The following is a 14,776-nucleotide window of genomic DNA, read 5'->3' on the forward strand; positions in this document are numbered from 1 at the left end:
ATCGGCATCACCGCCGGGGAGGCCTCCGATCCCCGTCGGACCATCCCCAAGGCCACCAACGCCATCATCTGGAGGATCCTGGTCTTCTACATCCTGACACTTGGGGTGATCATGGCCGTAGTCCCCTGGAATGCCATCGGCAAGCCCAATGCGCAAGGCATGGTCGTCAGCCCCTTCGTCCAGATATTCGACTCGGTGGGGGTCCACGCGGCCGCAGGCATCCTCAACTTCGTCTGCCTGACTGCGGTCATGAGCGTCTACAATTCGGCCCTCTACTCCAACTCCCGCATGCTCTTCTCCCTGGCCCGGCAGGGCAATGCCCCCAAGTATCTGGGAAGGCTTTCCAAGGGAGGGGTGCCCTACGCAGGAGTGCTGACCTCGGCCTGCATCATCGCCCTGGCCGTGGTCGTGGTCTTCCTCTGGCCCCAGTTCGCCTTCAACTACCTGATGAGCATCGCCACAATCTCGGCCATCATCAACTGGTCAATGATCATGGTGACCGAGATGCTCTTCCGGCGTGCCATTGCCCGCGGTGAGGGCCCCGGCGACCTGGCGGGCAAGACCGGCGAAAGCGCCCTGGACACCCTGCACTTCAAGCTGCCCTTTGCCCGGGTGACCCCCTGGGCGGTCCTGGCATTCCTGGCCATGATCGTCGTGCTCATGTGCTTCTCGTCCAGCTATCGGGTGGCCGTCATCGCCGGGCCCATCTGGCTGATCGTCCTCCTGGTGGCCTACCAGCTGACCCAGCGGCGAGCGCAGTAGCGATATAAGCGCGACCGGCTGTTAAGGAAATTGACCATGCAACCCTTCCTTCTTGACTAAGGAATCTTTGACTAGAGACTGGTAATCCGCAGATTGTCGAGAACCAGATCCTGGTAGCCAGCCATGTTGGCCTCCGAGCCGCTGCTGCCTTCCAGATCTGGTTTTCTGTCAGTGGAGTAAATGCCGAACCAGGTATCGCCATTCGGATCGCCAGTCAGCTCGAACTCGCATCTGGCGGTGGCCCCTAGAGCCTTGTGCAAAGGATACAGGTTCAGGTCCTCACCGGGGTATTCGCCTCTACCTATTGCCAAGGCGTATATGCCGTCTGATCCGCACTGGTAGTCGAACGAGACCCTGTAGTGCCGGCCCGGCGCAAAGGGAACGTTCTGGGGAATGGTCTGGAAGAGGAGAGCATGCCTCCCAATCAGACCGTTGACTTTCAGAGACCAGCCACCCTGGAGGATATCGTCCATCCTCTTGACATCCCACCCGGCCTGCGTGAAGGGCTCATGCAACTGGGCCAGGTGGATTCGGTTGTCTTCCACCCCTTCGGCCCCAGCAACCACAAAGGGCCAAATCCCCTGGACGTTATCCTCGAAGTCACAGGTAAGCTCAGCCAGATGACCGTCCTGGTCCAGGCTGATGCCGGCATAGTCGTTCTCGACCAGGCGAATGTCGTCAAGGTAGGCGACACCACCCCCTTCATGAGCCAAGGCCAGACGGGTCTGCCCACCCTTGGGCGCTGTGAAGAAGAGGTAGGCATTCTGAAAGTAGCTGCTGCCGTCAGTCGTTGGGGCATCGGTGTTGTGGGCGTAGGCCTTGACATAGTTTTCGGCAATGCTCGGGCCGCTCATATTACGAGCCAGCTGCCCACCCTGGTCCGCCTCCACACTCAGTTCGACCCGACCGCCACGGTTGTCAAGCCCTAGATAGAGGGCATACCGTCTGCCTGGCACCAGGCTGGTCAAGGGTTGCACAGCACAGACCGAGCCCTCAAGCCTGAGCATGGGATTGGCGCACTGGCCCTTGGTGATCGAGGCACGCCCGGGCCCCTTCACGGACCAGACCGACTGGAACAGCCTTTCGCCACCGTTGAACCCTGCATCAACCAGATGCTCTCCCGACCAGTCCACCTGGACTCCCTGGCCCGCATGCCGACAGACCAGGTAGGGTGTTCTGGGCTTGGCATCCAGGGTGAGGCTCCCGTGCACCACCGGAATCTCCCTTGGCTCCGATCTGCCCTGGTCGGTCAGCCGGTAGACGATGACAGTAGAGGCATCGCGCCACGATTCCGGGAGCTCCCAAGTGGTTGAGCCGCCAGCAGTATTCCAGTGGTAGAGCTTCTGTTCATCCGGATCAAGCAGGTCCCCTGTATTGGCATTCCAGACCCAGGGCAGCAGATATGCCCCTGCGCCGGTTCCAGTTTCAAGCCCAGGCTTGTCGGCCTTAGGGTCATTGGCCTCCAGATCGCCGACAAGCACCACGCGACCATTCAGCCTCATCGTGCGCTCGCGGTAGGCGGGTGATGTCTGCTCATTGGAACCCCTGGAGATGATCAGCCTGTCACCTTGATCATTAACCAGCTCGACCTGTTCGTTCCCCTGATTCCTGGTCGAGTCATGGACGGAATCGACGTTGATGGGGTCGTTGTACCAGGCCATGATTCTGAAATGCTGGATGAACTTGGTCGAGAGGTCGCAGGTGTAGAGGTTATCCATATAGGCATCGAAGTCATTGCGCCCCTGCCATCCCTCGAAGTCCTTCATGCTGTAGCCGCCCAGGAGCGGGGCGTTGGCCGCGCCTCCGAAAGCTCGGTGATCACCTATCCAGCTATCCTTCTGGTGGTTGCGTAGAAAGCGCATGACCTGGGAGTTCTCACCTTTGTCGTGGGGGGATCCATAGGTCAAATCCAGAGACCAGTGTTGGAAGGTGGCGTCATACTCATTGGCCGAAGCGTACTCCGTGCCAATCCCCCACCCGTTATCGGTCAGAATCTTCGAGAGCTTTCTGGTTTGCCAGGAATCCTCCTCCCCCGAGGTCCCATCGCCCCAGACATCCACGTACACGAAGTCCATCCTGTCGCCGACCTCACGGGCGAGGGCGGCAAAGCGTTCCCTCCTGGCGCCTGAGGCCAGGTCATAGATGCCATCGATACCCACGGTCTGATCCAGCCAGTTCCAGCCATAGCAGAGGCCGCCCTTGTCGTCCCTGCGAATCATGTTTTCAGAAAAGGCCTTGGCCTCGGGAAACATCTCGTCCACATTGACATGGACGCCGAACCGGGCACCATAGGCCTTGCCCCTGTCCATCAAGGTATTCAAGTCCTGGACTCCGCCCATTCGTCGACCGATGTCGTCGTAGTCCGGATGGCCGGAGTCGTGGCCCTCGTTGCCATATCCCTTGAGAAGGACGGACTGACCTAGGCCATCGGTAGCCAAGGCCACCCGCTTGACATTATCCAAGGTTGTCATGAAGGGATTCTGGGCCTGAGAGCCGAAGTTCATAGCTATGCGTCGTGCCACCTGGTCCGGGATGTCATCAGAACCGTACGGATTGTTCATGATGTGCCTGAAGGCGATGGCGCCGTCCTGCCAGTTGACCACCCCGTCATCGTTCAGGTCTCCGGCCAGAGCCACTGCCATGGCGGGCTTGTCCGTCTCCTCAACCGTATAAGAGCGTCCGTGGGAATCCTGAACCACCCGGTTGTATATCCAAGGTGCACTAGTCAGGCCAAGGACGGTAACTCCGTCCACTTGGTCGCGAACCGTCATAACTCTGGTGTTCTGCGCGCCACCGGTTCCCGTTTTGCTGGCAGTGGTCCCATCGTGCTCGGAGTTGCTCCAGAGGCCGGCGCTGAGGCCATCCGCGGAGAGGAAGCCATACATGTAGTCCTGCCCAATAGGGTCCTCCTCCATCTGCTCGGTGACTGCCTGGTGCACATCACCGCTGATGGAGACATCCGCAGACATGCGGGCGCCGGTAAACTCCGCATCCGCCTGAGTACTAGTCACGGAAATCAGGCATTGACCAGGGAAGGCCACCGTCTGGACTGGATGATCGGGGCCGGCCTGGTTCCTAATCGAGATCACCTTATAGCTCAGAGAGGCGTCCTCGACTGAGATACGGACCGCCAAAACCGCATCGATCCCCTGACCTGCAGCGATCACATGAAGTCGATAGACCAGACTGGTCTGATTCTCCCGCTCCAGCTCCACCTGGTCAGGACCCAGCTCAATCTCGACGCCGTTGATGGCCACCAGACGCATATCCCGGACCTGCCCAAGCATGGTCCTTCCAGCCTGAGGCGCCTTCAGCCGATAGTCAATCACTGAAGGAAAGTCAGGCCTGAGGTGCACTTCCATTACTTCGGTGCACAGAGTCTCCCAAGAGTCCGTGGCGCTCGCCCTCGTGATCGACTGGTTTCCGTCCATGCTTGTTCTGCCCATCGGTCATCCCCTGTCATTGGTGTTATTCATATACGCCACCTACCGGCAACCCAGCCCCCGCAGGAACTCCTCGGTCTGTTCGGGCCGCTTAAAGACTGCGGTGTTGCCCAAGATCCGGGCGCAGACACTACCGATTTCACTCTTAAGGGCCTCATGGACCTTGTCCGGATTACGCGATCCCTGCAGAGTCTTGGTAATTTCGCCATACTCCAAGTTGAAGTCGGCTACTTGTTCGGGAAGCCCGGCACCTGTCACCATAGCCTCTTCCAGGCAGGCAAGCTGGCCGACCAGCCTTCCGGGCAGGACGAAGAGCCCCTGGGCCTCAATCAGGCCGATGGGTTCCTGCTTGACTGGATAGAACTCCGGGTGCACGTGGAAGATGCCATCCGGAAACTCCGGACTGACACCGTTATTACGCAGGATCAGGCTCATCTCGTAGCCTCGGTCGGTCTTGACCAGGCTGGGCGAAAGGGCCGATTGCCGCCCTTCTGGTCCTTGGCTGGCGATGTCTAGGTCCGGATTGTCGTAATCCACCCAGGCCTGCCTGACGGTTTCGCTGACCTCGATAATCTCCTGCCGTGATGGCGAAACCACTCTGACCACGGTCCCCGGCCAGTCCAGAATCTCGATAGGTGTATCAGGGTGGCCGCCCAAGTGCAGGGTTCGCCAAGCACCGGCCTGATGCATGGGCAGGCGCTCTCCTCCGCCCTGATAGTGGTCATGAGCCAGAACGGATCCGCCAATACGAGGCAAGGCGGCGTTGCATCCTAGGAAGTAATCAGGAAAACGGTCCACAAAATCCAGCAGGTTCCCGAAGGTGTCCCGGTCCACGTGCATGGGGGTGTGATCAGCGTTGACGCAGATGCCATGCTCGCGAAAGTACCCATAGGGCGAGAACTGCCAAAACCAGCCATGGCCGCCTAGAGTCAGGGGGATGGTCCTCAATGTGCGCTTGTCACGCCCGGCGAAGCCCTCATTTTCATGGCAGATGGTGCACTTGGGGTACCCTCCTGCGGTGCTGTTGCCCGCCGCAGCCTTCTTCATGTCCTTGAATTCCGGCTTGGCCAGGTTGATGGTGACCACCACGCCCCCGGAGGAGAAACGAGGGTTCCTGTCCAGACGGGACTTCTTGATGTAGGTGTTTTTGACGCAATAGTCGTAGAACCAGTGCATGGCTGCCATACCACCCTGAGCCCTCTCCACCTGCATGAAGCGCCGCTGCAGATGGGATGGCCTGGAGGACAGGATTCCCATAACCGTATCTGCCATGGAGGGGGCGTCATCCTGAGCCATAAGCCCGGCATCGACCAAGGCCTGCATAAACGATTCCAGAAGATCATCGACGCCACCGGAGGCGGAATCAGCAGATCCATCCCCGGAATCGTAGGAGTCCAAGGAGAAAAGCGCCAAGATCTGATTGCGAGCCCAGTCGACATCGGACGGATCCAGGTCCAAACAGGCACAGGCGTACCCGATCAGAGCATCGAGGCTCCGGTAAACCCGGTTCAGCATCAGCTCCTCACCTCTTCGACCACCTGAGCGGTCATCTCCTGCATTTGGGCATCGTCAGCCTCCATCTCCTCGACCAAGCGCATCTGGGTATGGGTCCGCACCAGATTGTGCTCCGGGTAGGCGGTGGCGAAATAGGTGTCGCCCTGAAGGTAGTCGGTCAGAAAGCGCATGCCACACTCCAGGGTCATAATCCTGCAGGAAGCCGGGAAGAGGCTCAGCTCCCGGTCCATGGCCTTGCCGGCCACGGCTCCCAGGAACCCTTGGGCATAGGCACGGTAAAGATCGGGGTTGAAATGGACCTTGTCCAGATCCCGCTCGTCTTCCAAGGCAGTCGAAGCGCCGAAACGGATGGAGTCGCCGAAATCGAAGAGCATGGATCCGGGCATGATCGTGTCCAGATCGATGATGGCCCTGGCCTTCCCGGTGGCGGCATCCATCAGGATGTTGTTGAGCTTGGTGTCGTTATGAGTGACCCTGAGTGGAATGGATCCATCGGCAAGCCCTTCCATGATGACCGGGTACTGGTCAGCACGTTCCATATACCAGTCGATCTCGGCCCGGCAGGTGGATGCCCTGCCTTTGATATCTTCCTGAACAGCCCGTTTGAAGGTCTCGAACCGTTTGGGGGTGTCATGGAAGTGGGCGATGGTCTCGGTCAGTTGAGAGGCATCGAAGAGCGCCAGAGAATTCTGGAAGCGTCCGAAAGCCTGGCCCGCCTCCTTGAAAACATCTGGGCTGGGAACCAGATCGTAGGAGATCGTGTCCTCGATGAAGGCATAGACCCGCCAGGCTCCGCTTGCCAGCTCACAGTAGGTATTGCCCTCTCTATTGCGGATAATGTCCAGGGTCTCCTGGCCCTGCGAGCGCAGAAATTCGGTCACCAACTCGATGTTGCGCATCAGGGAGGCCGTATCAGGGAAAACCGAGGTGTTCATTCGCTGCAGAATGTAACGACGCTTGTCCGTTTGTATCAGATAAGTCTGATTGATGTGCCCATTGCCATAAGGCGCAATGCTCTCCACACGCCCTTCGAGTGGGTAGCGGGCGGCAACCGCGGCCAGCTCCTGATCCTGAACCGTCGTCATAATAGCCCCTTTCCTGCCGAACCTGCCCTTATGCCTGCTGCCAGACCATGGCGCTGGGTTCCAGGACAATGTCCCTGACCTGGCCGTCCGCCTGACGAACCCTGGTCTCCTGGGGCAAGTCGGTGTTGTTGACGACGCAATAGACGCCCTCATGCGGGAAGTAGGCCACCTCGCAATGAGGATTGGTGCAGCTCCAGTCCCTGTACCGGCCCTCCTGCCCACTGGCATAGAAAAGGATCCGTTCAAGAAGCCTGGCATTGACGGCCGAATAGGGCAGTCCGGACAGGTAGACCCCACGGCCCATGCCATACTGGTTGACCGCCAGCTGCACCTGACCCTGGTCGGCCCTTAGCAGGGTGACCTCCTCGTTGATGGGGTAGGTGTTTACCACTGGCTCTCCAAAGTTCGCTTTGCCGTCCTCGGGCAGATCGGCGGTGATGAAGTGCCCCTCGGCGACCTTCGGGAAGTATTTGTCTACCGAAAGAGTGTGGAAGCGCTCCTGATCAACGCCGAAAACATCGGCCAATTGGAAGAAGCGCCCCTCTCTTTCCAAAGCGGTCGGCTGGCCTATGCCGACCAGGGCCCCTCCCCCGTTGACCCAGGACCGCAGGATCTCCAGTAGGGCAGGATTCTTCCAGACCCCGCCACCGCTGAAGGCCGTATCGGCCGGACCACCGGTGATGATCACATCCAGGTCATGATCCACGCCACGGGCCAGAATGTCGTCGAAGCTGATGAAACGGACGTTCACCCTCATGCCCGACAGTGCCTCCAGAACCCCGTAGTAGGAGTAGGTCTGCTTGTTGGGCAGGGCGTGCGCCACCGTGTAGGCCATCCAGGAACGCATGGCGCCCCAGGAATTCAGCACTGCCACATTGAGCTGTCCCTGGGCCGCCTTCCCATTGGTCCTGTCATGTAGATCCCGGAACTCGTCTGCGATGCGGGCCACGGTCTGAACGAATTTGGGGAACTTGGCCGCCAGGGATGGGTAGCCGCCGTAGCCCATGCGCGATATGGGGCTGCGCAGGATGGCCCTGCGGGCCTTGCGCCAATTGTCCAACCCCTCGATGCTGGGATCGTTGCCCTCATGGAAGGTATCAGGGAAGAAGTATGGCAGAAAACGACCTTCGGTGTAACGGACCCCGGGAATATCGGAGATCATGCGCAGGGTGGTGCCGTCGCCCACGGACCCGACCACAGCATCCAGACCCAGCTTCTCGAAGCCCGGCTTGTAGGGCTCGGTCCCGATCCATTGGTCTCCCAGGAACATCATGGCTTCCTTGCCTGCCTGGTGAGTTATGTCGACCATGGTCTTCACGTTCTCCCGCACGAAGTCCGAGAGGAAATCGATCCAATCGCGCTGTGCCCTGCCAGGAATGCAGAAGGAGGAATTGTAGCTGCCCTTGTTGATGAAGTCCTCCGGACGCAGACGGTAACCGTACCGGGTCTCGAAGTCATCCAAGGCCTGGGGGGAGACTGTGCAGGCATATCCGAACCAGTCCACCAGCTTCTCCCGGTGGAGCTGGTCGAAGATCAGCGTGAACTGGTAGAAGAAGGTGGTGAACCGGACCACGTCGGTCGCCGGGTTCTCATCCAGCCACTGCCGATAGGCATCCATGACGAACTTTCGGGTGGCAGGATGGTAGATGTCCAGGGGAATCTCGTGCTCCTTGTCGCCCCAGTCGTTGGTCAGGTGGTTGTACATCTCGACCGGATCCCAGATAATGTAGGCCAGGAAGGATGCCGTGTACTCATGCATGGGGGTGGCCTCGGTCACGCGAACCAGGTCCTGATCCGGATCCAGGCTCCACTCCGACTGGTCCAGGACCCGCCCGGAGGTGCGGTCGATGACCTCCCAGTAGCGATGGGGGTCGGCATCCCTGTTGGGCCTGAGCTGCTGGTCGAAATAGCGGTCCATCAAGGGAATCTGCACTTGATCTTCGTGGGCCAGTATGCGCTCAGACATCAGGTAGACCTGTGGGGTCTCGTCCATGTGCTTGCTGATCCACTCGTTGTGGGCGCGAGTAGGGAAGTAGGCGCTGTACACCTTCATCCCCAAGTTCAGCAGCTCCTGGTCCAAACGCGTGCCGTCCGAATTGCGAATGGCATCCGCACCCCAGAGCTTGGCCAGTTCCTTGGTCTTTTCGGCAAAGTTTTCTTCGCCCGGCAGGGTAAAGCGCCCGGTCGTGGTCATTGAATCAAATCTCCTTGGAATATCTCGTAACGGAATGACTGAAAAGCTATGTACAGCCTTGGGCTCTTACTCCTTGACCGAACCGGCGGTCAGTCCAGCCTGCCAGAACCGCTGCAGGCAGAAGAAGAGGACGATCACCGGCAGAACACCCAGCAGGGACCCCATCATCAGCGCCCCTCGATCGGTAAAGACCGGCAGAGAGACCAGACCATAGAGGCCCAGTGTCACCGGGAAGAGGTTCTCGCTGGAGAGCATCATCAGGGGCAGGAGGAAGTTGTTCCAGGTAGCCACGAAGAGGAAGAGGAAGATCGTGACCATGGCGGGCGCAAGAATCCTCAACACGATCGTGAAGAAGATCCTGGCCTCACCGGCACCGTCGATCCTGGCCGCCTCCAGAAGCTCGGTAGGGACCGAACTCTGGGCGTACACCCTTCCCAGGAAGAAACCGAAGGGCGAGACCGAGCAGGGGATGATCACTGCCAGCATGGTGTTGCTCAGATGGAGGGCGTTGAAGATGGAGTACTGGGGGATGGTCATCAGCGCCGAGGGCATCAGCAGGGCAGACATGGCGATGGTCATGACGACGCCCCTGCCTCGGAACTGGAACTTGGCTGTGCCATACCCGGCCATGACCGAAACCACTGTGCCGATCAGGGCGGAAACCCCTGAGTAAATCAAGGAATTGAAGACCCAGTGCCAGAACTGTGAATGTGTCCAGCCCAGGAGGATCGAGTAGTTGGTGGCCACCGCCTGGGGAATCTTCTTCAGGTCGACCGCAAACCAGAGGCCGTTGCTGCTGACCAGCTGGGAGGGCGACTTGGTAGAGGCGATGATGGCCCAATAAATGGGAAAGAGGAAGTAGATCAAGGCGAAGACCAGGACCACGATGGTGGTGATCTTGACCACCTTGGTGGGCCTCATGGAGCGGGGCAGCTCATCGGCCTTCTGCTTGAGGAGCTTGTCCTGCTTTTTTGCAAGGCTTGCGGGATTGGCCGAGGTCATGATTCGTTCACCTTCCTCTCGATGTATGCGTAGAGGGCGGCAAGAACCCCGGCAATCAGCGCCATGACAATTGCGATGGCCGAAGCCGGACCGTCACCCTTGGGGGTGAGGATGCCTCGCGATGTGTTCATGGCCATCATCATGGGGGTGTAGGAGTTCGATATGCCCTTGTCGACGGTCTGCATGACCTGGGGCTCGTTGAAGAGCTGGATGCTGCCGATGATGGACAGGAGCATGGCCAGGAGAGCGGCCCCCCTTACGTTGGGGAGTTTGATCCTCATGGCGATCTGGAAACCGTTGGCTCCATCGATTCGGGCAGCCTCATAGAGATCACGAGGAATGGCCTGGAGGGCTGCTAGGAAGATCAGCATATTGTAGCCCGTGAAGGTCCAGGTGGTGATGTTGGCCATGGAGGCGATCAGAGCGTTGGATGCGAAGAAGTTGACGTGGATTCCTATGGCTGCCAGGCCCTTGACGATGGGCGAGAACTGGTCGTTGTAAAGGAATACCCAGATGATGGCCGCGATCGCGCCCGGGATGGCATAGGGCAGGAAGTAGCCCAGCCGATAGGGGGTGACGTGCTTGACAATGAAGGAATCCAGGAGCATGGCCAGGGCCAGTGCGGCGATGATCATGACCGGGACCTGGATGACCGTGTAGATCAGGACCCTGCCGATGCCGGTCCAGAAGGCTGCGGAGGTAACTGTAAATCGGAAGTTCTCCAACCCGACGAACTTATTGATCATCTCGCCCCCGCCGTAGGCGCCGCCGCCCGAGGCCACCTGCTGGAAGAAGCTCATATAGACGGCATAGGCAATAGGGATGATGAAGACAATCGCAAAGAGGATGCAGAAAGGCATCATGAATGCCCAACCCGTCCGTTCGTTGCGTTTGACGATCTCGGATCTCCCCTTCTTCTGAGCCCCTGCCTCAGCTGTTGTTCGATGGTTCATGTGAATAACCATCCTCTCGGAACCTATAAGGCGGGCGACCTTCCCGCAGGCGGGGAACACGGGCCACAGACCCGGGTTCCCCAACCTGGTGAGATTGTCAGGGAAGGCCTCCCTGCTGTATCCGCCGAAGAGCGGTTACCGATCAATCCTTGGCGATCGGAAGGCCATAATCCTTCAGTGTGGCAAGGGATGTCTTCTGTGCCGCGTCGAAGGCATCGGAGACCTTGGCTTGACCCTTCCCGGCCTTGTCGGCAGCCTCGCCGACGGCGCTGCTCACCGCGGAGAATCCGGGCATGTAGTTGAAGGAGCCCATGTTGGCGTTGGCCTTGGCGAACTCCGCCATCACGTCCTGCCCGCCGAAGAATTCGGACCAGGACTGAGGGGTCTTGGCCTTCTCGGTGGAGGCCGCGACAATCAGACCCTGAGAGGTCAGATCAGGCACCTGGGTGTTGAACCAGTCCAGGAACTCCATGGCCTCTGCCTTGTGCTTGGTGCCTTTGATGGCTGCAACGCCCGAACCGCCGTTGGGCCCGGTCTTCCCGCCGTTCTTGAACCAGTCGCCGATCTGGGTGACCCTCCACTGGCCCTTGCCGGCATCACCGATCCAGTCCATCATGATCGGGGCGTTCCAGGCGGCGTCAATGGATCCGATGATGGAGCCGTCATGGAAGGCACCAGCGAAGGAGGGGTCGGTGCTGGGGGTCAGGTTCATCGCCTTGGCATCCAGCAGTTGCTGGTAGAAGTCGGCCGTGGCCTTGGAGCCGGGCGTATCAACGTTGACGACCCACTTACCGTCCTTGATCTCGTACCAGGGAGATGATGCGCCGGACAGGGCGGAGAAGGCCATGCCTGCACCATCGGGCTGGTAGGTCATGATGTACTTACCCTGAGCCGCTGCTTTCTTGGCCGATTCGATGAATTCCTCGGCCGTGGTGGGGACCTTAATGCCCAGCTTGTCGAATTCAGTCTTGTTGTAGTAGTAGACCATGGGGCCGGTATCCTGAGGCAGACCGAAGACCTTGCCGTCCACGCTCATAAGCTTGCTGGGACCCTCTGCAAAGTCTTTGGAGTACTTGCCTGCCTCTGCAGTGACATCCTCGACAATGCCCTTGGTATAGACCTCAGGCAGCTCAGCGTAGCCTACCTGAGCCAGATCGGGAGCATTCCCGGCCTTGACGTCGGTCTCCAGCTTCTTGATCAGGTCACCGGGGCTGCCATTGAACTTGGTGGCCTTGACCTGGATGTTCGGGTGATCCTTGTTCCACCTGGCCACGGTGTCCTTGACCATGGTCATGCCCTGCTTGTCGGGAAGACGATGCAGGTATGTCAGTTCGACCTTGCCGCCCGACTTGGTGTCACCGCCCTTGCTGGCATCGGATCCGCCGGAGGAACCGCACCCGGCCAGTGCCATGCTTAAGGCCGCCACTGCAGCCATGGCCGCCATTATACGTTTGTTGCTGGTTCTCATCTTGACTCACCCCTTCATAAAAACAACATTGTCTTAACCTCGAAGTGCATATTCAGTATAGCAGTACTTATTTGCAAGGACAGTTTATTAATTCAATTACAAGAAATGTAGATTTAGCAAATCAGTGCTAAACCACGGGATTTTCATTTGATTACCTTCATTCACAATTGATATCGACCTAGTAGATCCAACGAACTCTAAGCGGGTGTAGTGCTTTGCAGTAGCAGCGTTTTCGACAACTTCGCCCTATACCCTATAAGGCAAGCGCTCCAACCTTGTCTGAGAATCCCTCTATGCTGTCCCGTAATTGCAAAACCACTGAAGAGGTCGCCGAACCTATCAGTAACCGGGATCAGACAGTGCGGTGTCGTGCATACCCGGCGAAAGGAGGTCCGGCCGAAACGGTCAGGATCCGCCCATCCGACCCGTTGGGCCCGGGTCGAACAGGTCCGGGACTGTCGCAACCCGATGTTGCGGAGCGCTATGTGCAGTGTCACAGACAGGCAAGGCGTCTGGATTCCGCCTGAGCGGAGCCTGTCGAAACCGTCGTCATAGGGCTCTCAGGTCAGTCCAAGGAAAAGAGCAGTTATGGCGACCAGGCAGGGCGGAAAGACCAGTTCCTCCGCATCCACCGACCGGGTTCAACGCAACCTCAAAACCCGGCACGTCACCATGATCGCCCTGGGCGGCTGCATCGGCACCGGCCTGTTCATGACCTCCGGCTCCACCATCGCCAAGGCCGGACCAGGAGGCGCACTGGTGGCCTACGCAGCCATGGGCCTTATGGTCTATTTCCTGATGACCAGCCTCGGCGAGCTGGCCACACACCTGCCGGTGTCAGGATCCTTCGCCGCCTACAGCGCCCGCTACGTGGATCCAGCCTTAGGCTTTGCCATGGGCTGGAACTACTGGCTGAACTGGGCCATCACCGTGGCTGTGGACATCTCCACCGCCGCCCTGCTGATCCAGTACTGGCTGCCCCACACCCCAGGATGGATCTGGAGCCTGCTGGTCCTAGTGGTCATCTTCCTGATCAACGCCCTGACCGTGTCGGCCTTTGGCGAGGCCGAATTCTGGCTGGCACTGATCAAGGTGGTGACGGTGATCGTCTTCCTGGCCATCGGCTTGGCCATGATCTGCGGAATTATGTTCCGTCCAGCCGTGGGCCTGAGCAATTTCACCTATAAGGACGCTCCCTTCGTGGGCGGATTCCCCGCCATTCTCAACGTCTTTCTGATTGCAGGCTTCTCCTTCCAGGGCACTGAGCTGATCGGCGTCACGGCCGGCGAGTCCGAAAACCCCGGCAAGGCGGTCCCCAAAGCCATCAACGACGTCTTCTGGCGGATCCTGCTCTTCTATGTGCTGTCCATCTTCGTCATCGCCGCCCTGATCCCCTACACCAGCCCCAATCTGCTCAGCTCCGCCGAGGGGAACATCGCCATGTCACCCTTCACCTTGGTCTTCCAGCGAGCGGGCCTGGCCTCGGCAGCCAGCGTCATGAACGCCATCATCCTGACCTCGGTCCTCTCATCCGCCAATTCAGGTGTCTACGCCTCCACCCGAATGCTCTACTCCCTTGCCAAGGACCATTACGCCCCGTCCTTCTTCGGGCACACCACCCGTCACGGCATCCCCATGGCCTCGCTGGTCGCCACGCTCGTGGTCTCCCTGGCCACCTTCGCCGCCAGTATCTTCGGCCAGCGGATCTACATGTGGCTGGTGGCCGCTTCGGGTCTGACCGGATTCATCGTCTGGATCGGCATCGCCCTGAGCCACTACCGCTTCCGCCGCGCCTGGGTGGTCCAAGGCCACCGGGTTGAGGAGTTGCGCTACCATGCCAAGCTCTTCCCCCTGGGGCCCATCCTGGCTCTGATCCTATGCGTGGTCGTCATCGGCGGGCAGAACATCGAGGCCTTCGTCAACTGGAACTGGCAGGAGATCGGCGTCACCTATATCAGCGTGCCCCTGGTGCTTGCCCTTTACCTGGGCTACAAGATCCGACACCATACCCGAATCGTGCCCCTGGAGGCCATGGATTTGAGCGGGGATCCGGAATCGCTATGAAAGATTTGCCAGCTGACATGACACATTGTGACCACGGGAGCCGAAAGGCCATATCAATGGCATAGACTCCCTAAGCGTTCGAGGACCGGCTCAAGGACCCGGCCATATGAATCTATTCCGACACCCAGCCGGCAATATCAGGAATCACAATTTCAGTACGACCCCGGACTCCCCGGTGCGTCGCCCAGCCAAAAGGAGGAGGATCATGACGCAGAACACCAGCAATGCAGCGTCGAACACCAATCAATCCGACCGGGCCGGGCAAGAGCATCATGGCTACGGCAGCGTCA

General features: G+C 59.1%; 9 protein-coding genes and 1 riboswitch. Of the genes, 2 read left to right on the forward strand and 7 right to left on the reverse strand.

Annotated features, from left to right (window positions below):
- The coding region (locus tag AC0AP0_RS03430; RefSeq protein WP_490429392.1) for an amino acid permease at positions 1 to 762 on the forward strand (762 nt) is incomplete at its 5' end.
- A 71-nt stretch (positions 763 to 833) separates the two neighbouring features.
- Here the strand turns inward: AC0AP0_RS03430 and AC0AP0_RS03435 are convergent.
- The 7 genes from AC0AP0_RS03435 to AC0AP0_RS03465 all read right to left on the reverse strand — a co-directional run bounded on the left by AC0AP0_RS03435 (position 834) and on the right by AC0AP0_RS03465 (position 12,422).
- Complete coding sequence (locus AC0AP0_RS03435; RefSeq protein ID WP_490429393.1) at positions 834 to 4,208, reverse strand: endo-alpha-N-acetylgalactosaminidase family protein; 3,375 nt, start codon at positions 4,206 to 4,208, stop codon at positions 834 to 836.
- Positions 4,209 to 4,247: 39 nt separating this feature from the next.
- Positions 4,248 to 5,720 carry a UDP-glucose--hexose-1-phosphate uridylyltransferase gene (locus tag AC0AP0_RS03440; RefSeq protein WP_490429394.1) on the reverse strand — a complete coding sequence of 491 codons (1,473 nt, stop codon included), beginning with the start codon at positions 5,718 to 5,720 and terminating at the stop codon, positions 4,248 to 4,250.
- A complete protein-coding gene (locus AC0AP0_RS03445; protein ID WP_273388328.1) occupies positions 5,720 to 6,805 on the reverse strand; it encodes an aminoglycoside phosphotransferase family protein in 1,086 nt (361 codons plus the stop codon). The genes AC0AP0_RS03440 and AC0AP0_RS03445 overlap by 1 nt, the downstream gene beginning before the upstream one ends.
- A gap of 28 nt (positions 6,806 to 6,833) precedes the next feature.
- Positions 6,834 to 8,999, reverse strand: a complete 2,166-nt coding sequence (gene gnpA / locus AC0AP0_RS03450) for a 1,3-beta-galactosyl-N-acetylhexosamine phosphorylase (protein WP_490429395.1) — start codon at positions 8,997 to 8,999, stop codon at positions 6,834 to 6,836.
- 66 nt (positions 9,000 to 9,065) lie between these two features.
- Positions 9,066 to 10,001: a carbohydrate ABC transporter permease gene (locus AC0AP0_RS03455; RefSeq protein WP_490429396.1), complete on the reverse strand. Its 936-nt coding sequence runs from the start codon at positions 9,999 to 10,001 to the stop codon at positions 9,066 to 9,068.
- Positions 9,998 to 10,954 carry a carbohydrate ABC transporter permease gene (locus AC0AP0_RS03460; RefSeq protein WP_490429397.1) on the reverse strand — a complete coding sequence of 319 codons (957 nt, stop codon included), beginning with the start codon at positions 10,952 to 10,954 and terminating at the stop codon, positions 9,998 to 10,000. The genes AC0AP0_RS03455 and AC0AP0_RS03460 overlap by 4 nt, the downstream gene beginning before the upstream one ends.
- Before the next feature lie 142 nt (positions 10,955 to 11,096).
- Positions 11,097 to 12,422: an ABC transporter substrate-binding protein gene (locus AC0AP0_RS03465; RefSeq protein WP_490429398.1), complete on the reverse strand. Its 1,326-nt coding sequence runs from the start codon at positions 12,420 to 12,422 to the stop codon at positions 11,097 to 11,099.
- A gap of 313 nt (positions 12,423 to 12,735) precedes the next feature.
- Positions 12,736 to 12,914, forward strand: a riboswitch (Lysine riboswitch).
- A 96-nt stretch (positions 12,915 to 13,010) separates the two neighbouring features.
- Here AC0AP0_RS03465 and AC0AP0_RS03470 point away from each other — a divergent pair.
- Positions 13,011 to 14,486, forward strand: coding sequence for an amino acid permease (locus tag AC0AP0_RS03470; protein ID WP_490429399.1), 1,476 nt, complete (start codon positions 13,011 to 13,013; stop codon positions 14,484 to 14,486).
- Positions 14,487 to 14,776: the final 290 nt, after the last annotated feature.

The sequence above is a fragment of the Bifidobacterium sp. POST2/T3 (B1) genome, from assembly GCF_058197115.1.